Here is a 25,910-nt window from a genome sequence, read left to right on the forward strand (position 1 = left end):
TGATCGCCTTGGCTGCACCCGTCTGTCTTGTCTGCGATTTCTGTTTCATCTTCATTCCCCTTCGGGTCATTACGATGTGCCAGAAACCCTCTCTTATGCAATGCCCCTAATCTGTCCCATAGGCGCTGACGTTAGACAATCAACAGATAGCCCGCTAATTCCTTTGCCGCAGAAAACCGCAGGCGTTTATCCGCTTCTTCATCCATGGCGATGGCCGCCATAATGGCAACGGGATCACAGGCCAAATCCACCAACCGCTGAGTGATATCGGCACCCGGATCATGCTTTGGTTTTGCCAGCATTTTGCCCGGGCCTGATTTGGGCGCGGTTTTCCGGGTTGCCTTTTTTATAGGGGCCTTTTTGAGTGTGGGTTTTTGAACAGATTTTTTCGAGACAGGTGGGACAGCCGAAGCTGCCAAAACGCCTTCATTGCGCTTTGCCATGGGAACCTCGCCATAAATGATCAGAATCGGGGAATAAAAAAAATCGGGAACCGCCGTGGGGGCGAAGTTCCCGATTGAGAAGTTAAACTTACTTCATTTTATAAAGACCGTCAAGTATTATTTACTTTTTATTTTTCGGGGTTGCTTCCACACCCCAAGGATCGTGCGGGTGATCATCCCCATTTGCATCATAATTAAGCCTGACCGTAATGGCCGTTAGCCCTCGGCGCTGAATGCCGCGAAGGGTGGTATGGGAACGCCCATCCATTTCTTCCAATCGTCGCCAGGGAATTCGTGCCGCCCTTGCCCAGAGGATTCGGCGTTCTTCTTCTGCCGCCCAAAGCAGCCAGCACACAGCCTCATCCGCCCGTGAAATTTGGGCCGGAAGAGGCACCGGCGGGCGTCTGCGCACATCACCGAAGCTATAAGCCGAGAGACTTTCCTGCACCACATCGGGCCATTGGGCCTTAATCTGTGCCGGGCGATCCCGACTGCCAAGGGCCTGGGCACGCAACACACCGGCTGCCTCTTCCAACCGCGACTTCACCGTATTTACATGCCAATTCTTTTTATCCTGTCCTTCCCCCCCATGGTTGCCCCCGTCTGAATTAATCCTGAAACGTGCCATGGTTACTCCTTGATACTAACTAAAATAGATGGACATCTAAGTGTAAGTTACTCTATCGTTAATTCAAGCTTTTTTTCGTGACAAATGTTAGTAATTCTATCATTATGGTGTTTATGATTAACGTCGGAACACACATACGCGATGCCCGGGAACGGGCCTCCATGACCCAGCAGGAATTGGCCACCTGCTGTGGGGTTTCCCGCGCGGCCGTTGCCCAATGGGAAAACGGTAGTACCAAACCCAGCCTGAAACACCTGCAGCAGGCGGCAGATTCGCTGGGGGTCTGGGTATCGTGGATCACCGGAGAGGGTGAATATTCCGGCCTTGAAGATGAAGCGGTCCCCTTTCGGCCCCGAGGATTCAACGTACCTGTCATCGATTACATCAGCGCTGGATCATGGGGTGAGATCACAGACGCCTATCCGCCGGGCCGTGGCATGGACTCTCTGGTAAGCGAACAACCAACGGGCCCCAGCGCCTTTGCCCTTGAAGTCCGCGGCAACTCTATGGAAACAGAGTTCAAAGAAGGCGATAAAATCATCGTCGACCCCGATACCCCCCCCCAACCGGGTGATCTGGTGGTTGCTAAACTTGATGACCAAGAAGAAGCCACATTCAAAAAATACCGTCCCCGGGGGACAGATGATGACAGCCAACCGGTCATTGATCTGGTGCCCCTGAACGAAGACTGGCCGACCCTGCACATCGACAAGGACCATCCCGGTTCTATTATCGGCACGGTCATTGAGCACCGCCGGTACTGCCGCGCCTGATTTACTTCATCTGGCATAAAATTAACGTTTAAGGCGCTGCACCAACCCAGCGCCTACGATTCGTTAATGATTTTCACCCAAAACTGCCGGATATGAAGCCTGAATTCTTAATTCAGAGGCCTTGGCATTAATTAATTAGCAAGGCTTCCCCGGCACAATCAACGCTACATACATTCTAGTATCCGGGGCCCCGAAACGCTCTGTATGGTTGCAACGTTCTGCGGCCAACAAACAAAGGCAAAAAATGACCAAGGCAGGCTCCAGTTTAATCATCGAGGAAGACCGGATTTCTGAATCCAGTGATGCGCCCGTGTCCCTGACGGCTGCCCAATCCAGTTCTGACCTATCCCTTTTGCTGGTAGCCGACACCCAGAATCAAAAAGAAAATTTTGAAAAGGCCATGAATGAACATTCCATTGGGCCCTGCCGTATTGAATGGGTAAAGGGCTTGGATGATGTCGCCCAGATTGTCAAAAACACCCATTTCGATGCCGTTCTTCTGGATGTTGATTGTCATGGCGGGCCGCTTGCCAAACACATAGAAACCATCAATGGGCTTTTGGGCCAGACGCCGATCCTGATCTATGGCGAAGAAGAAGATGAGGGTGCCGCAATGGAAGCGATACGTCTCGGAGCTCAGGATTACGTGATTAAAGGCCAAATCACCGGCAAGGCGCTGGTTCGCGCAATTCGCTATGCCATTGAACGCAAAGGTGCGGAACATCACCTTCAAACGCTGATCAATTACGACAATCTTACCAAACTTCCCAACCGCGAGCTTTTGCTGGATCGTTTGACCCAAGCCATTGCCCAAGCGACCCGCCAACAAACCCTGGTGGGACTCCTGCTTTTGGATCTTGATCGTTTTAAAATGGTCAATGATACCCTGGGCCATGCCTTCGGCGACAAACTGTTGCGTGATGTCGCAGATCGGGTTGGAACCTGCTTGCGCGATAGTGACACGCTGGCCAGGCTGGGGGGGGATGAGTTTATTGCCATCCTGACTGGCATCACCGGGGCTCAAGACGCGGCCAAGGTCGCCAACAAAATTTTAGAATGTCTTTCAAGGCCCATGGTTATCGAAGGCCACGAAGTCTTCGTCACGGCCAGCATCGGGATCAGTCTTTTTCCCAATGACGGCGTTGATAAAAATGCGTTGATCACCAATGCCGACGTCGCCATGTACCGTGCCAAAGAAGAAGGCAGAAATCACTTTCAGTTCTACACCTATGGTATGAACGCCTCGACCGTTGAGCGGTTGACCCTTGAAAATGACCTTCGCCGTGCTGTCGAAAGGGATGAGCTGGTCCTCTATTACCAGCCCCAGATGCGGCTTGAAGACGATAAAATTGTCGGCGCCGAAGCATTGATTAGATGGCAGCACCCCGAACTTGGGCTGGTGCCACCAGCACGGTTTATTCCCATCGCCGAAGAATCCGGACTGATTGTTCCCATTGGGGAATGGGTTCTGGAAGAGGCATGTGCCCAAAACAAGGCCTGGATCGATGATGGCCGCCCACCCATTGTGATGTCCGTCAATCTGTCCTCTCGGCAATTCCATCAGGAAAACATGCTGCGGACCGTTACTCAAATTCTTGAAAAAACCGGGCTTGCCGCAGACCAGCTGGTGCTTGAATTGACGGAAAGCTCTTTGATGCAAAATCCCGATGATGCGGTGGTCACCCTGTGTTTATTGAACAACATGGGCATTGGTATCTCCATCGATGATTTTGGCACCGGGTATTCATCCCTTGGGCATCTCAAACGGTTTCCCATCAATGCGCTAAAAGTAGACCGGGCCTTTATCGATGACATCACCAAAAAGCCCGAAGACGACGCCATTGTCCGGGCCATTCTGGCGCTGGCCCACAGCCTCCACCTCCAGGCCGTGGCTGAAGGTGTGGAAACCAAAGAACAGCTTGATTTCCTGCGCGAAGCAGGGTGCGATGAGATTCAGGGTTTTTATATAAGCAAACCCGTCCCCAAGGATGAATTTGCCAAAGAATACCTGAAGCTCCAGAAAAAATAGGGCACGCCTCATATCTTTTGCGCGCCGCCTAAACATCTGGGCGATGAATGCGATTGTATTTTGCACTGCCGGTGATAGCTTAGCCCATGAAATTTAACTCCCCCCTCCAAAAGGGCCGCCTGATCAGCCGCTACAAAAGATTCCTGAGCGACATTGAACTGTCTTCTGGTGAAACCATCACAGCCCATATTGCCAACCCCGGCGCCATGACTGGCCTTGCCAAACCGGGGGCAGAAGTCTGGGTTTCGCTTTCCGACAACCCAAAACGAAAACTGCCTTTCAGTTGGGAATTGGTACGTGTGGGACGGCATTTGGTTGACGTTAATACATCCCATGCCAACCGGGTGGTCGAAGAATCGCTGGCTAAAAAAGGGATCTCGGAGCTTGCCGCCTACAATTCGGTGCGCCGCGAAGTCGCGTATGGGAAAAATTCACGATGTGATTTTCTGCTCAAGGAACCCGGCCTGGCTGACTGCTGGCTGGAGGTCAAAAATGTCAGCCTAAAACGAGGAAATAGGGCTGAATTCCCTGATTCTGTGACCACGCGCGGGGCCAAACACCTCTATGAGCTCATGGATGTTGTCACCAAGGGGGAAAGAGCGGTAATGCTGTATGTTGTCCAAAGAGCAGATTGCGCAAGTTTTTCTGTCGCAGCAGATATCGACCCGGCCTATGGTGCAGCCATGGAACTGGCCAAAGACAAGGGTGTTGAATTCTTGTGCTACGTCTGCAAAATCAGAAAAGATGGACTTTATCTGGATCACCCCTTGCCCTTTACCGAACCGTTAAAGCGCACCAGTGAGCAAGAATTGATAGTAACGAATGAATGATACAAAATGAACGATATGGACATTACTGGCAAACGGCCCCATGTCGCTGGCGAGCGACAGATCATCATCAATGGTGAGGCCGAATTTGAATCCATGCGGCGCGCAGGGCGGCTTGCCGCCCAAACCCTTGATTTCATAACCCCCCATGTAAAGCCCGGCGCAAGCACCGCTGATCTGGACCGCCTATGCGCTGAATTCATCATTGATCACGATGGCATTTCTGCACCGCTTGGTTATCGCGGGTTCCCAAAATCCATTTGCACATCGGTCAATCATGTTGTTTGCCACGGCATCCCCGATGAAAAAAAATACCTGCAAGATGGCGACATCATCAACATTGACGTCACCCCCATTGTTGATGGCTGGCATGGTGATACGTCGCGCATGTTTTATGTGGGAAAGCCCAGCGTAAAAGCACGCAAACTGGTGGAAACCACCCATGGGGCCATGATGCGCGGCATTGATGCCATCCGCCCGGGCGCCACCCTTGGCGATATCGGCCATGCCATCCAGACCCTGGCCGAAGCAAACCGTTATTCAGTCGTACAGGATTTCTGTGGCCATGGCCTTGGCAAGGTTTTTCATACGCCGCCCAATATCCTCCATTTTGGGAACCCGGGCGAAGGCCTTGCCATTAGAGAGGGCATGTTTTTTACCATTGAGCCCATGATCAATACGGGGAAATTTGACGTAAAGATTTTGTCAGATGGCTGGACGGCAGTCACAAAGGATCGTTCGCTTTCTGCCCAGTTTGAACATTCTATTGGTGTCACGAAAGATGGCTGTGAAATTTTCACGCTTTCGCCAAAGGGATTTGACTGCCCACCGTATGACTGCTGATTACCAGGGCTGGAAAAACACATGGCAAACAGCGAACATTATCACGGCCACAGGCAACGTCTAAAAAACCGGTTTCTCAGCGATCTGGGGACCGGGTTTTCTGATTACGAACTGGTTGAGCTCCTGCTTTTCAATGCATTGCCCAGAACCGACGTCAAACCCCTGGCCAAGGCATTGATCAATCGTTTTGGTGGGTTTTCTGAACTGATTTTTGCAGATGCATCTGAAATCAAGGAAATCTCCGGCGCTGGCGACAGCACGGTTGTGGCGCTCAAATCGGTGCAAGCAGCGGCCATCCGCCTTGCCCGGATGCAAATTTTGGATAAACCCATTCTTTCATCATGGCTGCAATTGCTGGATTACTGCACCACAGCCATGGCGCGGGAACAAATAGAGCAGTTCCGTATCCTGTTTCTTGACCGGAAAAACATCCTCATCACGGATGAAGTGCAGCAAACAGGCACCGTTGATCACACGCCGGTCTATCCCCGTGAGGTCATCAAGCGGGCACTTGAACTAAACGCGTCGGCCATTATCATGGTTCACAATCACCCATCAGGCGATCCGGCACCGTCCAAAAACGATATTGAAATAACCGATGAAATAAAGGAAATCGGTAGAAAACTCGGAATTGTGCTACATGATCATCTGATCATTGGCAAAAATGGACATGCCAGTTTTAAAAGTATGGGATTGCTGTAAACTGCGCCTCTTTTCCACATGCTATCTGACACCTCTTACCCCGTAAGGACATCATGATTCCACGCTATTCCCGACCTGAAATGGTCGACATCTGGGAACCCCAAAATAAATTTCAAATCTGGCTTGATATTGAAGTTCATGCCTGTGATGCCCAAGCAGAACTTGGCGTTATTCCCCACGAAGCCGCCAAGGCCGTGCGAGAAGCCGGTGCATTCAACATTGATCGCATTGATGAAATTGAACGTGAAACCAAACACGATGTCATTGCGTTTCTAACCAGTTTGGCTGAAAACGTCGGACCTGAAGCCCGCTTTGTGCATCAGGGGATGACATCCTCGGATGTTTTGGATACCTGCCTTGCTGTCCAGTTGAATCAGGCATCCGAAATTTTGCTGAACGATCTCGACAATCTTCTGGCCGCGCTAAAAAAGCGGGCCATTGAACACAAAATGACCCTTTGTGTCGGACGCAGTCATGGCATCCATGCTGAACCCACCACCTTCGGGCTTAAGCTTGCTGGTTTTTATGCCGAATTCTCCCGCAACCGCGACCGCTTGATTGCGGCCCGCGAAGATATCGCCACCTGCGCGATTTCTGGTGCCGTTGGCACCTTTGCCAATATTGACCCCGCAGTTGAAGCCCATGTTGCCAAAAAACTCGGCCTTTCCATTGAGCCTGTCTCAAGCCAGGTAATTCCCCGGGACAGACATGCATATTTCTTTGCAACCCTTGGCGTGATTGCATCATCGGTAGAACGACTGGCCACCGAAATTCGCCATCTCCAGCGCACCGAACTGCGCGAAGTAGAGGAATTTTTCTCTCCGGGCCAAAAGGGTTCTTCGGCCATGCCCCACAAACGCAATCCGGTGTTGACCGAAAACCTGACGGGCCTTGCCCGATTGGTCCGTTCTGCCGTGGTGCCCGCGCTGGAAAACGTGGCGCTCTGGCATGAACGCGATATTTCACATTCTTCTGTTGAACGCATGATCGGCCCGGACGCCACCGTCACACTGGATTTCGCACTCAACCGTCTGGTTAGTGTCGTTGAAAAACTGGTGGTCTACCCTGAGAACATGCAAAAAACCTTGGATATCCTGGGTGGGCTGGTTCATTCCCAGCGTGTCCTTCTGGAATTGACCCAAAAAGGCATGAGCCGCGAAGACGCCTATACGGCGGTGCAGAAAAACGCCATGAAAGCCTGGGAAGAAGGCACGGACTTCCAGGCAGAACTAACCAATGACAAAACTGTTGCCAAGCATCTGAGCGCGGATGAAATTGCGGCAATGTTTGATATGGCGTTCCACACCAAACATGTGGACACAATCTTCAAACGGGTCTTCGGCTAAAGCTTAAGCCCGCTTATTTGCCAGATTCCATGATCTGTTCATGGGCGATGGACACCAATTCATCCATTTTCTTGCGCAGGTCTGTTTCCGTTATGGAAACACCCTTCGCTGTGAAATCCCCAAGGACTTTCTCAACGACATCGTCCTCGCCCGGTTTTTCGAAATCAGATGCAACAACGTCCTTGGCATAGGCGTCAATCTGATCATCTCCAAGCCCCATCTGTTCGGCGGCCCATTCACCCAAAAGTCGGTTACGGCGCGCCATAACCTTGAAACGGGTTTCCTGATCATGGCCAAATTTAGCCTCAAACCCTTTTTCCCTGTCTTCAAAACCACTCATGGCGTTACTCCCGTATTTACTTCGGCTGTTTGGATAAATTGACCCCCAACATTTTGATCATCTGCTGAGAACAGAGCAAATATATAGCCGTACAGCGCCTGAGATGGTATCGAAACTTTTATGTGTACCCTTGTTATTCTTAGAAGGCCTGAAAATGACTGGCCCCTGATCCTGGCCGCAAACCGGGATGAAAGGATCGATCGCGCTTGGCATCCACCTGCACGGCACTGGGATGACCGGGAAAACGTGGTTGCTGGAGCAGATGCTGTTGCCGGCGGGACATGGCTGGGGCTCAACGATTCCGGGCTTGTGGCCGGGGTTATGAACCGTGAGGGCTCCCTTGGCCCCGTACCTGACAAACGCAGCCGAGGCGAATTGGTGCTCGAAGCCCTAGATCATGCCGATGCCGATCAGGCCGCCATGCACCTTAGTCAAATTGATGGAACCGCTTATCGCCCGTTTAATCTTCTCATTGCTGATAACCGGGATGCATTTTGGCTAAAAAGCACTGGGTCCGGCCCGGTTTCAAGTGCGCCCATCCCCATCGGGGTCTCCATGTTGACCATCAAAGACTTAAATGATCGTTCCCATGAACGGATCGATGCTTGGCTTCCCCGATTTGAGAGCGCCACAGCCCCCACCCCTGAAGATGGCGGGGATTGGTCAGATTGGGAGGCATTGATGGCCGGTGGGCAACCCACCCCCCAATCCGGGCCTAGGGCGGCCATGTCCATTGCAGATGATGGGGGCTATGGCACGGTTTCAAGTTCCCTGATCGCCTTACCGTCTGTAGAAACTGCCATATCGGGGAAAATCAAACCAATCTGGCTGTTCTGCGGTGCCCAACCCGGAACCGCGCCCTATACCCTCACAGATTTGTCATAGACCTTTAGATTTTGGGCCCTAAATCACCTTATATCCGCTTCCCTGGCATTGTCTTGATCCCCGATTGTGCTATACATCACACTTCCAATTTCAGCCGCCACCGATACGGTGGCCCTCTATAGGCAAAACACATCATGAGCCGCCGAAAACAAATTTATGAAGGCAAAGCCAAGGTCCTTTTCCAAGGCCCCCAGCCCGGTACCATCGTTCAGTATTTCAAGGATGACGCCACGGCCTTTAACAACCAGAAAAAAGGCACCATCACTGGAAAGGGCGTGTTGAACAACCGCATTTCAGAGCTTTTGATGACCCGCATTGCGGAAATTGGCATTCCGACCCATTTCATAAAGCGTCTCAACATGCGCGAACAATTGGTCCGCGAAGTCGAAATCATTCCGGTTGAGGTGGTTATCCGCAATATCGCAGCAGGCACCCTTTCAAAACGCCTTGGCATTGAAGAAGGCACCCCACTGCCCCGTTCTATTCTTGAATATTATCTAAAAAACGATGAACTGGGCGATCCCATCATCAGCGAAGAACATGTCACGGCGTTCAACTGGGCCACCCATCGTGAACTGGACGAAATCGTCAATATGTCGCTTCGGATCAACGATTTCATGACGGGTCTGTTTCAGGGCATTGGCATCCGATTGGTGGATTTCAAGCTGGAATACGGTCGCTGGTATGATGGCGAAGAAATGCGTGTCGTGCTCGCCGATGAAATCAGCCCCGACAGCTGCCGCCTGTGGGACCTTGAAACCGATGAAAAAATGGACAAAGACCGCTTCCGCCGTGATATGGGCAAGGTCGAAGAAGCCTATCAGGAAGTTGCGCGCCGCCTGGGCATTTTGCCTGAAGGTGGACCAAGTGATCATCAAGGGACCGAGGCGATACAGTAACTAAAATGATTGCGCGCGTTCACGTCACCCTTAAAAACGGCGTCCTTGATCCACAAGGAAAAGCCATTGCCACTTCTTTATCGTCGCTTGGATTCTCAGACGTCTCTAATGTCCGTCAGGGAAAATTCATCGAATTGGAATTGGGCGATACCGATGCCACGGCCGCACGGGCCCGGGTAGAAGAAATGTGTGAACGGCTTCTTGCCAACACCGTTATTGAAGATTATGCGATCGAGCTGGATGGCTAAACCATCAAATTTTATGAACATTGAAGAACAGCTATGAAATCGGCCGTTATTGTTTTCCCAGGATCCAATTGCGACCGCGACATAGAAGTCGCGCTCTCGACCATTACGGGTGAAAAGCCAGTGATGGTCTGGCATCAGGAAAGCAATTTCCCTGACGTTGACCTGATCACCATTCCCGGCGGATTTTCATATGGGGATTATCTTCGCTGTGGTGCCATGGCCGCCAATTCAGCCGCCATGATCGAAGTTAAACGCAGGGCAGATGCCGGCGTTGCTGTCCTTGGCATTTGCAACGGATTTCAAATTCTGACCGAAGCGGGCCTTCTTCCCGGTGTGTTAATGCCCAATGCCAGCCTGCGCTTTATCTGTCGTGACGTATTCTTAAAAGTAGAACAATCCAGCCCCCCCTTTACCGGACACTATGCCAAAGACCAGGTCATCCGCATTCCCGTTGCCCATCATGATGGCAATTATTACGCCGACCCGGAAACACTGGCGCGCATTGAAGGCGAAGGCCAGGTGGCCTTCCGTTACGTCGATGCAGCAGGCAATCCAAGCCCCGGGGCAAATCCCAATGGTTCCGCTGGCAACATTGCAGGCGTTTATAACGCCACGGGCAATGTCCTTGGCATGATGCCCCATCCCGAACGCCTTGCCGATGCCATGCTTTCTGGAATCGATGGCAAACCATTGTTTGAAGGCCTTTTGGAGGCACTGGGCTAATGGCAACATCCGAAATCACGCCTGAAATTGTCAAAAGCCATGGTTTGAGCGAGGATGAATATGCCCGCGTGCTGGACATTATGGGGCGTGAGCCCAACATCACGGAACTGGGTATTTTCTCCGTCATGTGGAGCGAACATTGTTCCTATAAATCATCCCGAAAATGGCTGCGTCGCCTACCCACCGAAGCCCCATGGGTAATCTGTGGCCCTGGCGAAAACGCTGGCGTCATTGATATTGGCGAAGGCTTGGCTGCTGTCTTCAAGATGGAAAGCCACAATCACCCATCCTTTATTGAACCCTATCAAGGGGCCGCAACCGGTGTTGGCGGCATTTTACGCGATGTATTCACCATGGGGGCACGGCCCGTTGCCAACCTGAACGCCTTGCGCTTTGGGGACCCTGAAAATGCCAAAACCCGTCATCTGGTTTCCGGCGTGGTTGCCGGTATTGGCGGGTATGGCAATTGTGTTGGGGTTCCCACCGTTGGCGGCAGTTGCGAATTTGAAGAGGGCTATAACGGCAACAATTTGGTCAATGCCATGACCGTTGGCATTGCGAAGGCCGACCGCATCTTTTACGCCACTGCAACCGGCATTGGAAATCCTGTCGTTTACGTTGGGTCCAAAACAGGCCGCGATGGCATCCATGGGGCCACAATGGCCAGCACAGAATTTGACGAAGACACCGACGCCAAACGCCCAACGGTTCAGGTCGGTGACCCCTTTACCGAAAAGCTGTTGATCGAAGCCTGCCTTGAATTGATGGCAGAAGACATCATTATCGGCATTCAGGATATGGGTGCGGCTGGGCTGACATCTTCGGCTTTTGAAATGGCATCAAAGGGGGGCGTCGGGGTTGAACTTGATCTCGATCAGGTCCCTGTTCGTGAAACGGCCATGTCTGCATACGAAATTATGCTGTCAGAAAGCCAGGAACGGATGTTGATGGTCCTGGAACCCGACAAGGAAGCGATTGCCAAACGCATCTTCGATAAATGGGAACTGGATTTTGCTGTCATTGGCCACCTGACCGATACCGGACGCATGGTCCTGAAGCAGGACGGTAAAATGGTTGCAGACCTGCCCATTGATCCCCTGGCCGAAGCTGCTCCCATCTATGACCGCCCAACCAAATCAACGCCCCTGCCAGAACCCATCAATGCGGCGGACGTTCCCCTGCCCGCCGATCCCCTGGCATGTCTTGAACAAATTTTGGCATCCCCTGATATCTGTTCCAAACGCTGGATTTGGGAACAGTATGATCACATGGTTATGGCCGATACCGTTGCCCGCCCGGGCGGCGATGCAGCCATTGTCCGTATCCATGACTCAAACCGGGGGCTCGCCATGGTGACCGATTGCAATCCACGCTATTGCGGTGCCCATCCTGAGACCGGGGCTGCTCAGGCCGTTGCTGAAAGCTGGCGCAATCTGACCGCTGTCGGGGCCTTGCCGCTTGCCATCACAGACAACATGAATTTTGGCAATCCCGAACGCCCGGAAATTATGGGCCAATTTGCAGATGCCGTCGAAGGCATCCGCGATGCCTGCCTTGCCCTTGATTTCCCCGTCGTGTCCGGCAATGTCTCTTTCTACAATGAAACCAATGGCACGGGCATATTACCAACCCCCACCATTGGCGCTGTTGGATTAATTGATGATCTAGACCAGACCGTTGCCATGGCATATTCTGGCGCCAATCAAGACATCATTTTAATCGGTGATACCAAAGGGCATCTTGGCTGTTCCGCATATTTGCGTGAAATCGATGGCCGAACCGATGGCCCGCCGCCCGCCGTTGATCTTGCCATTGAACGGAAAAATGGCGATTTCGTGCGCGGCGAAATAAGGTCTCAAACGGTGGATGCGTGCCATGATGTTTCCGACGGCGGATTGCTGGTGGCGGTCGCAGAAATGGCCATTCAATCCAATATTGGCTGCACGTTAAATGCGCCAACATCTGATGTTCCACTGCACGGCTGGCTGTTTGGCGAAGATCAGGGCCGCTATATCCTGACCACCGATGACAGTAGCGCTATGTTAAAGCGCGCCGAAAAGGCAGGCGTTCGGGCAACCGTGATCGGGGTAACTGGCGGTGCGGCATTGACACTGGAAGGTAGCGATACCATATCCATAGAACGGCTCAAATCTGCCCATGAAGACTGGTTGCCCGCCTATATGGCCGGCAAAACAAAATAAGGATTACCCCGTTATGGCAATGGACCCATCAGAAATTGAAACCCTGATCAAAGAAGCCCTGCCCGATGCCGAAGTGACCATTCAGGATTTAGCTGGTGATGGGGATCATTATGCCGCCACCGTGGTTTCTGCGTCTTTTGAAGGAAAATCCAGGGTAGCCCAGCACCAAATGATCTATACTGCGCTTCAGGGTCGCATGGGGGCAGAACTTCATGCGCTTGCGCTGAAAACCAGCGCCCCGAACAATTCTTAAACCGTCCACGTTAACGACCTCTGCTGAAGGATAGTGCCATGACCGATAATCCAGCCCATGACCAAATCAAAGAAGAAGTAACCAGCAACGATGTTGTCTTGTTCATGAAAGGGACACCGGTTTTTCCACAATGTGGATTTTCTTCGACCGTGGTCCAAGTCTTGTCCCTGATGGGCGCCAAGTTTAAGGGGATCGATGTTCTGGCCGATGCCGAAATTCGCGAAGGCATTAAATCATTTTCAAGCTGGCCAACCATTCCCCAGCTTTACGTCAAAGGCGAATTCATTGGTGGCTGTGACATCATCCGTGAAATGTACGAATCCGGGGAATTGCACCAGGTGATGACAGAAAAAGGGATTGCCGTTACCGCACCCGAAGGCGCGCCTGAAGCCGAATAAAACCGACACAAGATCAAAAAAAGGGCCGCCCATTGGGCGGCCCTTTTTGTATTCGCTTGAAACAGAAGCTGGTTAGCGAGAATAAAATTCGATAACCAGGTTGGGTTCCATCTGGACCGCATAAGGTATCTCAGCCAATTGGGGAATACGAACCAGAGACCCTTTCATCTTGTTATGGTCAACAGATACATATTCAGGAATTTCACGTTCTCCCGATTCCACGCCTTCCAAAACCAAAGGCAATTCGCGGGATTTTTCCTTAATATCAACCTCGTCACCCACCTTGACCTGATAGGAAGGGATTGTGACGCGCTTGCCATTCACCCGGACATGTCCGTGGCTGACGAATTGGCGTGCGGCAAAAACTGTGGGGACAAATTTCATCCGATAAATCAGCGCATCCAACCGGCTTTCAAGAAGACCAACCAGATTTTCTCCGGTGTCGCCCTTGCGGCGCACGGCTTCCTTGTAATAGCTGCGGAACTGGCGTTCGCCAACATTCCCATAATAGCCTTTAAGCTTCTGCTTGGCCTGCAACTGAACCCCAAAATCAGACAGCTTGAAACGCCGCTGGCCATGTTCGCCAGGTCCGGTGTCGCGCTTGTTGATGGGGCTTTTGGCCCGACCCCAGAGATTCACTCCAAGACGTCGGTCAATCTTATACTTCGACGATAGTCGCTTGCTCATGTTCTCAATACCCGTGTTTATGGTGTTATTATTGTCCTGGTTATTCCCCAATCGCTAAAACGACGAAGAAGAGGGCTTAACACCCTTCATTCCCAAGAAGAAGCGCGCAATATAGTCAACTTGGCCCCTTTGTCAATCAATCCCCGCCTGAACCTGGGGGTATCACTCCTAACGAAACTTGACCAGAGACGTGATAACACCCCTGAGAGTTCTAACCTCTTGATCTGTAAGCGAAGATCGCGTGAAAATGTTGCGAATGTTAAGCGCCATTGTGGGCTTTTTTTCAGGCGGGCGCAGAAATCCAGCTTCATCCAACTCACCGATTAAATGATCTAAAAGCCCATCGAGGTCTTTTTTGGTTGCTGGCAAGGTTTGGGCGCCACCCCGATGCAAGGCCCCATCAGCCATATCGTCAGAGGCAACCATTTGGGCCATTCGCCATTCATAGCCCAAAATCAGAACGGCCTGAGCCAGATTTAGGGATGAAAAGTCTGGATTGGTCGGCACCTCAATGATGGCATCGGACCGGGTCACTGCATCATTATCAAGGCCAGAGCGTTCCGCACCGAATAGAATCCCGACCTCAGCCCCGCCGTTCAGTGCCGTTTGAATTTCTGAAACGGCTTTGCGCGGCTCATACGTAGGCTTCACCATGTCCCGGGGTCTGGCGGTGGTTGCATATAGATGATGGATGTCTGCAACCGCATCTTCCAGATTTGTAAACACCTCGGCACCCTCCAACACAACATCTGCACCGGCCGCCGTGGCTTGGGCCTTTTCATTGGGCCAAAATTCCCGTGGGCGCACCAGACGCATTCGGGTCAATCCGCAATTGAGCATGGCGCGCGCAGTGGCACCGATGTTTTCCCCAATTTGGGGATGAACAAGAATGATAATGGGTTCAATCAAAGTTTTGGAATCTGTCATAACAATGCAGGCCCGCAATCAGGCCTTGGCGCCTTCTACGAACAGCTTATACGTAATGGCATCGTTCAAGGCATTAAACGATGCATCAATCACGTTGGTCGAAACCCCAACGGTCGACCAACGCCGGCCCTTACCATCAACGCTTTCGATCACCACACGGGTTACCGCCATGGTGCCTTCGCCCGGAGACAGGATGCGCACCTTGTAATCGACAAGGCGCATATCTTCCAGCTCTGCATAGGCGGGCAACAATGCCTTACGTAATGTGTTGTCCAACGCATTGACCGGGCCATTGCCTTCAGAAACGGTCATGCCATGGGCACCCTTCACCGCAACTTTGATGGTGGCTTCTGACAGGGTGATCAATTCGCCCTTCGCATTCCAGCGCCGTTCATCCAGTACCCGAAACGATGACAGCCGGAAATATTCCGGCACCGAATCCAGGGCACGGCGCGCCAAAAGCTCAAAACTTGCCTCTGCACCATCATAGGAATACCCCTCATATTCCCGGGCTTTAACGTCTTCGACCAGCGTTGCAATCCGTTTGTCATTGGCTTCTATCTCTATGCCAACTTCGCGCAGACGAAACAAAATGTTGGCCCGTCCGGCCTGATCGGAAACCACAATGGTGCGGTTGTTGCCAACGGTTTCCGGCGGGATGTGTTCATAACAGCGCGGGTCTTTTTCCACCGCAGAAACATGCAGCCCCCCCTTATGGGCAAAGGCGGCTTCGCCAACATAGGCCGCATGGCGGTTGGGTGCCCGGTTAAGCCGTTCATCCAACACCCTTGAAACATGGGTTAGGCGCGTCAAATGATCGGGGTTGATGCCCGTATCAAATCCCATCTTCAACATCAAACTGGGCAGGATAGAGATCAAATTGGCATTGCCACAGCGCTCCCCCAGACCATTAATGGTGCCTTGGACCTGACGCACACCGGCGCACACTGCCGCCAAAGAATTAGCGACCGCATTTTCGGTGTCATTATGGCAATGGATGCCAAGATGGTGGCCGGGAATGGTCTTGGTCACGACTTTGATGATGGCCTCAACGTCATGGGGCAAGGTGCCGCCATTGGTGTCACACAGCACGACCCAACGGGCACCGGCGTCATAGGCCGCCTTCACACATTCAAGGGCATAATCGGGGTTTGCTTTATAACCATCAAAAAAATGCTCGGCATCAAACAAAACCTCATCCATTTTTTTAACAGCGATTGCCACGCTGTCTGAAATCATGGCAACGTTTTCATCCTTAGCGATGCCCAAGGCAATATCCACCTGAAAATCCCAGGTTTTGCCCACCATGCAAACAACCCGCGCTTTGGTGCCAAACAAGGCTGTCAGACCGGGGTCATTATCCGCACTGCGCCCGGCACGCCGCGTCATCCCAAAGGCTGTAAACTTGGCGTTGATAAGGTCCGGTGCTTCGGCAAAAAAGGCATTATCGGTCGGGTTGGCACCGGGCCAACCGCCTTCAACGTAATCCACGCCCAATTCATCCAGCGCCAATGCAATGGCCACCTTGTCATTGACGTTGAAATCTACGCCCTGGGTTTGGGCGCCATCACGCAGCGTGCAATCGTACAGATAAACCCGATTGTCATCGTTTTTGTTCTTTTTATCGCTCATCCTGCGCGCCTCCAGATGGTGCCGTCTGGTTTGTCTTCTAACATGATACCGTTTTCCAGCAATTCGTCACGGATACGATCCGCCTCGGCAAAATCCTTATCGGCACGGGCCGCCATGCGCTGTTCGATCAGGTCCATAATCGCTGCCTCATCATAGAGGCCAACATCACCGGTTTTAAACCACGCTTCCGGATCGCCCTGCAAAAGCCCCAGCATATTTCCAGCAGACAGCAGGATTTCCAGCTTGTAACGAAGTGTCTTTCTATCCCCCGATGCAAGCGCCTCAAACACCGCATCGGCATCCGCATTCAGTTGCGTGACAGCAAGGGCCGTATTCAAATCATCAGACAGCGCCGCCATAATTTCAGGTGAAGGCTCGGCCGCATTCAGCGCAGAGGCCCGTTTTTCATTTTTCGATAAATTCAGCGCCACATCCGCTTCCTTCAATGCCCGGTACCAACGGTCCAGATTGGTCACGGCCTCTTTTAAGCCGGTTTCCGTGAAATCGAGCGGGGCGCGGTAATGGCTTTTCAGCAGGAACAAACGAAGGGCTTCCCCCGGTGCTTTGGACAACAGGTCTTCGACCGTGAAAAAATTGCCAACAGATTTTGACATTTTTTCGCCGTTTACCGTCAGATACCCGTTATGCATCCAGTAGCGCACAAAAGGCGCATCGCCATGGGCGCAGGTGCTTTGGGCAATTTCGTTTTCGTGGTGGGGAAAGATCAGATCGAGCCCGCCACCATGGATATCAAAGCTTTCGCCCAGATGGGCCTTTGACATGGCCGAACATTCGATGTGCCAGCCCGGACGTCCCCGCCCCCATGGGCTATCCCAACCGGGTTGGTCATCACTGGATGGTTTCCATAACACAAAATCACACGGGTCTTTCTTGTACGGTGCCACATCCACCCGGGCACCGGCGATCATTTCACGCATGTCCCGATTGGCAAGTTGGCCATATTTTTCCATGGCAGGCACGTTGAACAACACGTGGCCTTCTTCTGCATAGGCATAGCCATTGGTGATCAAACATTCGATCATGGCGATCATCTGGGGGATGTGTGCTGTGGCACGCGGTTCTACATCCGGCGGCAACGCGCCAAGGGCAGCCATGTCTTCATGAAAGGCATTCGTCGTTTCCTGCGTCAGCGTTTCTATAGAAACGCCAGATTCCGCAGCAGCATTCATGATTTTATCATCGATATCCGTGATGTTGCGGCAATAGGTCACCACGGCCGGGGCGGGATAAAGTACTTTCAGCAGACGGTACAAAACATCAAACACCACCACCGGGCGTGCATTACCGATATGCGCCCGGTCATAGACCGTTGGCCCACAGACATACATGCGCACGTGGTTCGGATCGAGAGGCACAAAATCCTCTTTCTTCCGGGTAAGGGTGTTGTGTAGTTTTAACGTCACTGGTTTCTATCCATTTCTCTGTTTGGCAACATTTCTGCAAATCCGGGTCATTTCTTTTATCACTTATGACCTGTGAAAGAATTGGTAATGGGATACCGCCGTTCACGACCAAAGGCACGGCGCGTAATTTTCACCCCCGGCGGGGCTTGACGACGCTTGTATTCTGCAATATTCACCATCCGCCAAACCCGCAACACCATCTCACGGTCATAACCCCTTGCTGTGATCTCGGATATTGCCATATCCCCTTCGATCAAGTCGTTCAATATATCATCCAACACATCATAGGGCGGCAGGCTATCCTGATCGGTCTGATCGGGCTTCAATTCCGCCGATGGTGGCTTGGTAATAATGCGCTCAGCCATCACCGAACCCTTGGGACCCATGGCACCTTCGGGGCAGTTTTCATTGCGCCACCGGCTGAGTGCGAACACGGTCGTTTTGTAGACATCCTTCAAGACCGAATACCCGCCGCACATATCGCCATAAAGGGTGGCATAGCCCACCGACATTTCCGACTTGTTCCCCGTCGATAAAACCATGTATCCAAATTTATTGGAAAGTGCCATCAAGGTAATGCCGCGTGATCGCGCCTGTATGTTTTCTTCTGTCGTATCCCCATCAAGGCCCGCAAAGCTGTCTGCCAGCATGGCATCGAATGCCGCCATGGCCGGATCAATGGCAATGCTGTCCAGCCGCATATCAAGCGCTTTGGCCAGCGCGCCTGCATCATCAAGGCTGTCCTGGGATGTATAGGGGGATGGCATCATCACGCAATGGACCCGGTCTGCGCCCAAGGCATCAACGGCAACCAAGGCGGAAAGGGCGGAATCAATCCCCCCCGAAAGCCCGATCAAAACGCCTTTGAAAGAATTTTTGTTCACATAATCGCGAAGCCCCAACACCATGGCCTGATAGATGCCAGACAATCCTTCCACCGGGGCGGCACATGCCACCTGGTCTGGAACGAATTTTGTGCCATCGCTTTTGCAGGAAACAACTGCGAAATCCGATGCAAAACTTTGAAGCCCTGCCATCTGGCCGCCATCGGCATTGATGACAAAACTGGCCCCATCGAAAACCAGTTCATCCTGGCCACCGACCTGGTTTACATAAACCAACCCAAGCCCGGTTTCCGATGCCCGCGCACGGGCAAGAGAGAGACGCTCATCACCCTTGTCCAGTTCATAGGGGGAGCCATTGATAACAATCAGAATTTCCGCACCCTGTTCTTTTAAGGCTTGTGCCGGGCCTTTGCCCCACATGTCTTCGCATACCATGACCCCAAGGCGGGTGCCTTTAAAGGTGATGGGTTTGGGCATGGGTCCCGGTGCAAAAACCCGCACTTCATCAAATACCCCGTAATTGGGAAGGTCATTCTTTTGAACCACCGCCGCAACCGCGCCATCGGCCAGAAAAAGCGCTGCATTATACACCGATCCATCCACACGCCAGGGTGCACCAACAATCATGGCCGGGCCAGATTGGGTGGCTTTGGCCAGTTCTTCCACGGTTTGAACAACGCCATCCAGAAAAATGGGTTTTAGAACCAGATCTTCCGGCGGATAGCCAGAAACAACCAGTTCAGGGAACACCACCAGATCACAGCCTTTTGCCCCGGCCAGATCATGGGCAGCCAAGATCATATCCCGGTTGCCGTCCAGATCACCGACGGTGGGATTAACTTGGGCGAGCCCAATGCTCAGCGTTTCATTTGGGGTTTTATTCATGGGTTCATCACTTCACGAGCATTCATTTGTTTATCGGTTGCGGGCATTCCCCGCAGTCCGCCACAAGGAAACGCCCGTATCAGGATACTGCCATAATTCGTGGATTGCCGTTAACCTGGCGTTCTTTCTTCAGCATTTCGGCAATCACAAATGCAAGCTCCAATGCCTGTGAAGCATTAAGCCTCGGGTCGCAATGGGTGTGATAGCGCGCACCCAGACCAGATTCAGGAATGGCCTGAGCACCACCAACACATTCGGTCACGTCTTGGCCGGTCATTTCAAAATGCACGCCACCGGCATGGGTCCCCTCGGCCGCATGAACATTGAAGAAGCCTGTTACCTCTTCCAGAATACGATCCACATGCCGGGTCTTGTACCCGCTGGAGGATTTCACCGTATTGGCATGCATGGGATCACAGGCCCAGACCACTTTACGGCCCTCCGCCTTGATGGCACGCACCAGTTTAGGCAGACGCGTTTCCACCTGATCATGGCCCATCCGCGCAATAATGGTGATGCGACCGGCAATGTTTTCAGGATTTAACGTATCAATCAGGTGCAACAAATCATCGGGTTCCATGGTTGGGCCCGCTTTCATGCCCAACGGATTATTCACGCCGCGCAAGAATTCCACCTGGGCGTTATCGGCCTGGCGGGTTCGATCCCCGATCCACAACATATGGGCGGAACAGTCATACCATTCACCCGTCAGGGAATCGATGCGGGTCAGGGCTTGTTCATATCCCAACAACAACGCTTCATGAGATGTATAAAAATCGGTTTCCCGAATTTGGGGGGCAGTTTCCGATGTCAAACCACAGGCTTCCATAAAGCCAAGGGTGTCATCAATGCGATCGGCCAGTTCCTGATATTTTTGTCCTTCAGAACTGTTTTCAACAAAGCCAAGGTTCCAACGGTGAACCCGGTGCAAATCGGCATAGCCACCCTGGGCAAAGGCCCGCAAAAGATTAAGGGTTGATGCAGACTGGCTATAGGCCTGTATCAAACGATCCGGATCGGGACGCCTTGATGGTTCCGTAAATTCCATGGCATTGACCATGTCACCGCGATAGCTGGGCAGGCTGACACCGTCGATGGTTTCAAAATCGTCTGAACGGGGTTTCGCAAATTGGCCCGCCATGCGGCCAACCTTGACCACGGGGCAGCTGGCGCCATAGGTCAGCGCCACCGACATCTGCAACAGCACCCGAAATGTATCGCGGATATTGTCGGGATGGAATTCTGCAAAACTTTCGGCGCAATCGCCCCCTTGCAACAAGAAGGCCTTGCCTTCGGCAACCCCGCCCAATTGTTCGGTCAGCCTGCGCGCTTCGCCTGCAAACACCAGCGGCGGGTATGAGGCGAGCTTGTCCTCAACCGCCTCAAGCTCGCCCTGATCGGGCCACTGGGGCTGTTGAAGAATTGGCTTATCGCGCCAGCTTGATGGCGTCCATTTGGCGGCCATGATCCGTCCTACATTTGTTCAAATTCGGCCCCCTTGGACCGAGAGGCGGTTTATAGCCCCCTTTTCCTGATAATTCCAGCGAAACGGACGACCTTATCCACAGGCCCCCTATACCCTCAAAAATATGGGCAAAGGTTAAAAACCTTATGGAATCAAGCGGCTTCCCCAGATTTTAGGTAACCGGGGTCATTTCCAGTGGTGTTTTCAGCGCTTCGCCCGGATCAGGCACGATCCCAATCATCTGATGGATGATTTCTGGATGGATCGGGCGTTCACAATCAATGTTGATCCATAGACGCATCAAGTGGCGTTTGCGGTCAGGTTCGGGCCAGTCTTCATAGGCCGTGCGTGCGTGCAGGGCCACATGGTTGAGCACGAATGAAATATCGCCCAACTGAAAATCCACATCCATGGCAAGCTCGCCCGAAAGCGCCTGATAAAAATCAATCGCTTCACGCTGGGCCGGGGTCAGTTTTTCTACCCCCGGCAATTTCTGGGCACGCTCGATAGTACTTGATGCCCCCCGCGCCGAAAAATATCCATCCGTGACGCTGAACACGGGCTGGCGTAAAAAGGCATCCTCGCCAGGAGGAATTTCGCCGCGCCGGGATCGATAAAACCGAAACGCGAGTTCACGGGCCAATTCAGGTCGGCGGGCCAACATTTCATTATAGACCGTCACGGAACTGACAATCCGGTGCTGTCCGCCAGATTTTGAGGGGCACAGGCACATCAAAGATAAAAGCTCACAGCTGTCTGCATGAAAGCCAAGCTCATTAGCAGAATTGTATCCGCGCCCGGTTGGGGTATTGATGTCACCGCCGGCATCTTTGACATGCTCCAGCAAATGGCCCTTGGCATTTTGGGGCACCGGGGTGCCCATATAAACACCCAACCCCCAAAAGGCGATGGCATTTTGCGCAATGGTCCGGCCTTCTACGGGCAAGCCGCGCAGGAAGCCAAAGCCCCGGCCTTCCATCAGCTCGTCTCTAATTTCGGCCATCACAGCGGAAAATTTTGGAAGCTGAAATCCATCGCGGTCCAGATCTTTTAATTCCGCGCCGCTTTTTTCAAACCGGTCAACGGCATCAAAAATTTCTGATATTTCCGCATCAGACAATTGATAGATAAATCGGTCCGTGCCCTGAAGGTCTTCGGCACGCCACCCCGCCGGGTCTTCTATGGGCTGGTTTAAAACCGCCGCGTCGCGCCCGCGCGGTGCGGGTACCCAAGTTTGTTTGATATCGGTCATTTAAATCACTCCCAGATAGTCTCCGCCTGAGGTGCAATAATACTACGATATCTTATCATACATCAAAACAAGTTCTTCTGCTGTGGTGGGATGCACCGCCATGGTGGCATCCATCTGCGCCTTGGTCAGGCCGGATTTCACAGCAATCCCAAGAGCTTGGATGACTTCGCCCGCATCCATGCCAACCATATGAATGCCCAAAACCCGGTCTGTCGCGCCATCGACAATGGTTTTGATCATAACCTTTTCAGCTCTACCCGAAATCGTGTGCTTCAAAGGCCGAAATTCTGCCCGGTAAATATCTACGTCTGGGAATTTTTCCCGCGCTTGCAATTCTGTCAACCCAACGGTGCCCACGGGCGGCTGGGTAAAGACGGCTGTTGGGATAAATTCATGGTCCGGTATGGTCGGGTTGTCTTTGAACAGGGTTTCGATCAAACAGACCGCTTCATGAATGGCAACCGGGGTCAGGTTGACCCGATCAGTACAATCGCCAATGGCAAAAATATGGGGCACCTGGCTTTTTGAATAATCATCAACGATGACTGCACCGTTTTTAGCCATGCCAACTCCGGCCGCTTCCAACCCCAGACCATCGGTGTTGGGCACGCGGCCCGTAGCCACCAGCACCTGATCACAATCGATGCTTTCCCCATCATCCAATTGAACGCGCAAGCCATCGCCGCTTTTTTCCAAACCTGAAATGTTGCTTTCAAACCGGAAGGTCACGCCTTTTTCTGTCATTTCGCGATGCACAGCCTTGCGCACATCGTCATCAAAGCCCCGAAGCGGCATATCGCCCCGGTACACCACGGCAACATCCGCCCCAAGCCCCGCAAAGATGCAGGCAAATTCAAGCGCAATGTAGCCCGCACCGTTGATCACCAGACGTTTGGGAAAGTCGTCCAAATCAAAAATTTCGTTAGACGTGATGGCCAGTTCTGCCCCCGGCATGTCTGGCACAAAGGGCGTGCCGCCGGTAGAAATGATGATGTTTTCGGCCCTGATCGTTTGATCGCCGATGCGCACCGTGTGAGCATCTTCCAAAACGGCGCGCCCCTTGAAAAGATCGACATTGGCGTTATCCAGCACGCCGTCATAAATCCCTTCCAGTCGGCTCAGTTCCTTTTTCTTGGCGGCCACCAAGGTTGGCCAATCAAACTTGACCCCCTCAACCGTCCAGCCATAAGCGGCGGCATCTTCGATATCGTGGCCATAATGGGATGCAAAGACATAGAATTTCTTTGGCACACAGCCCCGGTGCACACAGGTGCCGCCAACAGTCCATGCTTCGGCCAGCCCCGATCGTTTGCCAAGCCCGCCCGCCAACCGCGCAGCCCGAACCCCGCCGGACCCCGCACCAATGGTGAACAGATCATAATCGTATCCAGACATTAACAGGCCGCCTTATGCGCCACGGTCAACCCGGCGCTTATGCGCCGACGCCTCCCATGCACATGTATTTAACTTCGACAAATTCATCGATGCCGTAATGAGACCCTTCCCGGCCTGTGCCCGATTCCTTGACCCCGCCAAAGGGCGCGACCTCGGTTGAAATGATGCCTTCGTTAATGCCAACGATGCCATATTCCAATGCTTCGGCCACCCGCCATACCCGGCCAACGTCGCGGGCATAGAAATACGCAGCAAGGCCGAATTCCGTATCATTGGCCATTTTGATGGCCTGTGCTTCGGTCTTGAACCGGAAAATCGGCGCCATGGGGCCAAAGGTTTCTTCTTTTGCCACCATCATCTTGGTGTTGGCATTGCCAATCACGGTCGGCTGGAAGAAAGACCCGCCCAGTTTGTGGCGTTTGCCCCCGGTCAAAACCTTGCCGCCCTTGGAAACGGCATCGGCAATGTGTTCTTCGACCTTTTCCACGCCCTTCATATCAATCATCGGGCCTTGGGTCATGCCGGGTTTCATCCCATCACCCACCTTCAGCTTCTTCACCGCCGCCACCAGTTTCTTGGTAAAGGCGTTATAGACCTTGTCTTGAACCAAAATGCGGTTGGCACAAACGCAAGTCTGCCCGGTGTTGCGATATTTCGATGCCAGCGCACCCTGAACGGCGGCATCCAGATCGGCATCATCAAACACGATGAACGGCGCATTGCCGCCCAATTCCATGGATGTTTTCTTTACCGTGGCCGCACATTGGGCCATCAGCAATTTGCCAATTTCCGTGGACCCGGTGAACGACAGCTTGCGAACGATAGGGTTCGATGTCAATTCCGCCCCCTGCACGCCGGCCGATCCCGTCACCACATTGAACACGCCTTTGGGAATGCCTGCCCGATGGGCCAGTTCCGCCAGCGCAAAGGCCGAATACGGCGTCTGTGATGCGGGGCGGCACACCACGGTGCAGCCCGCGGCCAATGCCGGTGCGGCTTTGCGCGTGATCATGGCCGATGGGAAATTCCATGGCGTAATGGCGGCAACCACACCGATGGGCTCTTTGGTCACCACAATGCGCCGGCCCGGTACGTTTTCGGGGATGGTGTCGCCATAGACGCGCTTGGCTTCTTCTGAAAACCATTCGATGAACGATGAAGCATAGACCACCTCGCCCTTGGCTTCGGCCAATGGCTTGCCCTGTTCCAGCGTCATGATCGTGGCCAGGTCATCGGCATTATCGATCATCAACTTATACCATTTATGCAAAATGGCCCCGCGTTCCTTGGCGGTTTTGGCACGCCATGCGGGCCATGCCGCGTTGGCGGCCTTGATGGCGGCACGGGTTTGTTTCTGGCCCAGGCTCGGCACCGTGCCCAATTTGCGGTTGTTGGCTGGATTGTTGACCGCAAAGGTCTTGCCATCATCGGCATCAATCCACTGGCCATCCACATAACATTTCTGGCGAAACAGGCTTTTGTCCTTGAGTTTCATCAAGCGTCCTCTCGTATGAAGGGTCGTACATAAATAAGGGTGATAAACGGCCCGCGCACGAATGCTGGCCCTTTAAAAATTTGCGCCACTATACCGCCCGACCCCCCGCCTGTTAACCGCAATAAACAGCCCGGAAAAGATAACCTGCCCGTGCCCCCGCCAGAGACTGCCCGCCAGACCAAAACAACAGTTATGCTTACTGACGTAAGTAAGTATTGATTGACATTGTCTAACGTCAGCGCCTATGGGACAGATTAGGGGCATTGCATAAGAGAGGGTTTCTGGCACATCGTAATGACCCGAAGGGGAATGAAGATGAAACAGAAATCGCAGACAAGACAGACGGGTGCAGCCAAGGCGATCAA

25 protein-coding genes are annotated in these 25,910 nt (G+C 52.7%); 13 read left to right on the forward strand and 12 right to left on the reverse strand.

Going from position 1 to position 25,910, the window contains the following annotated elements; genetic code table 11:
• Positions 1 to 131: 131 nt before the first annotated feature.
• Both HOJ08_02175 and HOJ08_02180 read right to left on the reverse strand, forming a co-directional pair.
• The gene (locus HOJ08_02175; GenBank protein ID MBT5672244.1) at positions 132 to 443 is read right to left on the reverse strand and encodes a hypothetical protein; all 312 of its coding nucleotides are present in this window, start codon (positions 441 to 443) and stop codon (positions 132 to 134) included.
• Between the two features lie 121 nt (positions 444 to 564).
• Complete coding sequence (locus tag HOJ08_02180; GenBank protein MBT5672245.1) at positions 565 to 1,071, reverse strand: hypothetical protein; 507 nt, start codon at positions 1,069 to 1,071, stop codon at positions 565 to 567.
• Positions 1,072 to 1,184: 113 nt separating this feature from the next.
• On the opposite strand from HOJ08_02180, the gene HOJ08_02185 reads away from it, so the two are divergent.
• The 6 genes from HOJ08_02185 to HOJ08_02210 all read left to right on the forward strand — a co-directional run bounded on the left by HOJ08_02185 (position 1,185) and on the right by HOJ08_02210 (position 7,591).
• Positions 1,185 to 1,844 carry a helix-turn-helix domain-containing protein gene (locus HOJ08_02185; GenBank protein MBT5672246.1) on the forward strand — a complete coding sequence of 220 codons (660 nt, stop codon included), beginning with the start codon at positions 1,185 to 1,187 and terminating at the stop codon, positions 1,842 to 1,844.
• Between the two features lie 244 nt (positions 1,845 to 2,088).
• Entirely contained in the window at positions 2,089 to 3,873 is a 1,785-nt protein-coding gene (locus HOJ08_02190) for an EAL domain-containing protein (protein ID MBT5672247.1), read from the forward strand.
• An 86-nt stretch (positions 3,874 to 3,959) separates the two neighbouring features.
• Positions 3,960 to 4,703 (forward strand): DNA/RNA nuclease SfsA, encoded by a 744-nt coding sequence (gene sfsA / locus HOJ08_02195; GenBank protein ID MBT5672248.1) that lies wholly within the window; start codon positions 3,960 to 3,962, stop codon positions 4,701 to 4,703.
• 6 nt (positions 4,704 to 4,709) lie between these two features.
• On the forward strand, positions 4,710 to 5,543 hold the full coding sequence (gene map / locus HOJ08_02200; GenBank protein MBT5672249.1) for a type I methionyl aminopeptidase: 834 nt from the start codon (positions 4,710 to 4,712) through the stop codon (positions 5,541 to 5,543).
• A 21-nt stretch (positions 5,544 to 5,564) separates the two neighbouring features.
• Positions 5,565 to 6,245 (forward strand): DNA repair protein RadC, encoded by a 681-nt coding sequence (gene radC, locus HOJ08_02205; GenBank protein MBT5672250.1) that lies wholly within the window; start codon positions 5,565 to 5,567, stop codon positions 6,243 to 6,245.
• A gap of 53 nt (positions 6,246 to 6,298) precedes the next feature.
• Complete coding sequence (locus HOJ08_02210; protein MBT5672251.1) at positions 6,299 to 7,591, forward strand: adenylosuccinate lyase; 1,293 nt, start codon at positions 6,299 to 6,301, stop codon at positions 7,589 to 7,591.
• 13 nt (positions 7,592 to 7,604) lie between these two features.
• On the opposite strand, the gene HOJ08_02215 is transcribed toward HOJ08_02210, so the two are convergent.
• Entirely contained in the window at positions 7,605 to 7,931 is a 327-nt protein-coding gene (locus tag HOJ08_02215) for a DUF1476 domain-containing protein (protein ID MBT5672252.1), read from the reverse strand.
• A gap of 120 nt (positions 7,932 to 8,051) precedes the next feature.
• Here HOJ08_02215 and HOJ08_02220 point away from each other — a divergent pair, with 120 nt between their 5' ends.
• The 7 genes from HOJ08_02220 to grxD all read left to right on the forward strand — a co-directional run bounded on the left by HOJ08_02220 (position 8,052) and on the right by grxD (position 13,538).
• Positions 8,052 to 8,816, forward strand: a complete 765-nt coding sequence (locus tag HOJ08_02220) for a hypothetical protein (GenBank protein MBT5672253.1) — start codon at positions 8,052 to 8,054, stop codon at positions 8,814 to 8,816.
• A gap of 134 nt (positions 8,817 to 8,950) precedes the next feature.
• Positions 8,951 to 9,715, forward strand: coding sequence for a phosphoribosylaminoimidazolesuccinocarboxamide synthase (locus HOJ08_02225; protein MBT5672254.1), 765 nt, complete (start codon positions 8,951 to 8,953; stop codon positions 9,713 to 9,715).
• A 5-nt stretch (positions 9,716 to 9,720) separates the two neighbouring features.
• Positions 9,721 to 9,963: a phosphoribosylformylglycinamidine synthase subunit PurS gene (gene purS / locus HOJ08_02230; protein ID MBT5672255.1), complete on the forward strand. Its 243-nt coding sequence runs from the start codon at positions 9,721 to 9,723 to the stop codon at positions 9,961 to 9,963.
• A 33-nt stretch (positions 9,964 to 9,996) separates the two neighbouring features.
• The gene (gene purQ / locus HOJ08_02235; GenBank protein ID MBT5672256.1) at positions 9,997 to 10,686 is read left to right on the forward strand and encodes a phosphoribosylformylglycinamidine synthase subunit PurQ; all 690 of its coding nucleotides are present in this window, start codon (positions 9,997 to 9,999) and stop codon (positions 10,684 to 10,686) included.
• On the forward strand, positions 10,686 to 12,887 hold the full coding sequence (purL, locus tag HOJ08_02240; protein MBT5672257.1) for a phosphoribosylformylglycinamidine synthase subunit PurL: 2,202 nt from the start codon (positions 10,686 to 10,688) through the stop codon (positions 12,885 to 12,887). Before purQ ends, purL begins: the two co-directional genes overlap by 1 nt.
• 13 nt (positions 12,888 to 12,900) lie before the next feature.
• Entirely contained in the window at positions 12,901 to 13,140 is a 240-nt protein-coding gene (locus HOJ08_02245; protein MBT5672258.1) for a BolA family transcriptional regulator, read from the forward strand.
• A gap of 38 nt (positions 13,141 to 13,178) precedes the next feature.
• Positions 13,179 to 13,538, forward strand: a complete 360-nt coding sequence (gene grxD / locus HOJ08_02250; GenBank protein MBT5672259.1) for a Grx4 family monothiol glutaredoxin — start codon at positions 13,179 to 13,181, stop codon at positions 13,536 to 13,538.
• Between the two features lie 72 nt (positions 13,539 to 13,610).
• Here the strand turns inward: grxD and rpsD are convergent, their stop codons facing one another.
• The 9 genes from rpsD to gabD form a co-directional block, all read right to left on the reverse strand.
• Positions 13,611 to 14,225, reverse strand: a complete 615-nt coding sequence (gene rpsD / locus HOJ08_02255) for a 30S ribosomal protein S4 (protein MBT5672260.1) — start codon at positions 14,223 to 14,225, stop codon at positions 13,611 to 13,613.
• 168 nt (positions 14,226 to 14,393) lie between these two features.
• Positions 14,394 to 15,152 carry an RNA methyltransferase gene (locus HOJ08_02260; protein MBT5672261.1) on the reverse strand — a complete coding sequence of 253 codons (759 nt, stop codon included), beginning with the start codon at positions 15,150 to 15,152 and terminating at the stop codon, positions 14,394 to 14,396.
• Between the two features lie 18 nt (positions 15,153 to 15,170).
• On the reverse strand, positions 15,171 to 16,784 hold the full coding sequence (locus tag HOJ08_02265) for a citramalate synthase (GenBank protein ID MBT5672262.1): 1,614 nt from the start codon (positions 16,782 to 16,784) through the stop codon (positions 15,171 to 15,173).
• Positions 16,781 to 18,208, reverse strand: coding sequence for a cysteine--tRNA ligase (locus tag HOJ08_02270; protein MBT5672263.1), 1,428 nt, complete (start codon positions 18,206 to 18,208; stop codon positions 16,781 to 16,783). The genes HOJ08_02265 and HOJ08_02270 overlap by 4 nt, the downstream gene beginning before the upstream one ends.
• Before the next feature lie 59 nt (positions 18,209 to 18,267).
• Positions 18,268 to 19,938, reverse strand: a complete 1,671-nt coding sequence (locus HOJ08_02275; GenBank protein ID MBT5672264.1) for an NAD+ synthase — start codon at positions 19,936 to 19,938, stop codon at positions 18,268 to 18,270.
• Between the two features lie 79 nt (positions 19,939 to 20,017).
• Positions 20,018 to 21,403 carry a 3-deoxy-7-phosphoheptulonate synthase class II gene (locus tag HOJ08_02280; protein ID MBT5672265.1) on the reverse strand — a complete coding sequence of 462 codons (1,386 nt, stop codon included), beginning with the start codon at positions 21,401 to 21,403 and terminating at the stop codon, positions 20,018 to 20,020.
• Between the two features lie 172 nt (positions 21,404 to 21,575).
• Complete coding sequence (locus tag HOJ08_02285) at positions 21,576 to 22,655, reverse strand: TauD/TfdA family dioxygenase (GenBank protein ID MBT5672266.1); 1,080 nt, start codon at positions 22,653 to 22,655, stop codon at positions 21,576 to 21,578.
• A gap of 42 nt (positions 22,656 to 22,697) precedes the next feature.
• Positions 22,698 to 24,050, reverse strand: a complete 1,353-nt coding sequence (gor, locus tag HOJ08_02290) for a glutathione-disulfide reductase (GenBank protein ID MBT5672267.1) — start codon at positions 24,048 to 24,050, stop codon at positions 22,698 to 22,700.
• Between the two features lie 37 nt (positions 24,051 to 24,087).
• Positions 24,088 to 25,545: an NADP-dependent succinate-semialdehyde dehydrogenase gene (gabD, locus tag HOJ08_02295; protein ID MBT5672268.1), complete on the reverse strand. Its 1,458-nt coding sequence runs from the start codon at positions 25,543 to 25,545 to the stop codon at positions 24,088 to 24,090.
• Positions 25,546 to 25,910 lie beyond the last annotated feature (365 nt).

Source organism: Rhodospirillales bacterium (genome assembly GCA_018666775.1).
Lineage (GTDB): Bacteria > Pseudomonadota > Alphaproteobacteria > SMXQ01 > SMXQ01 > JABIXC01.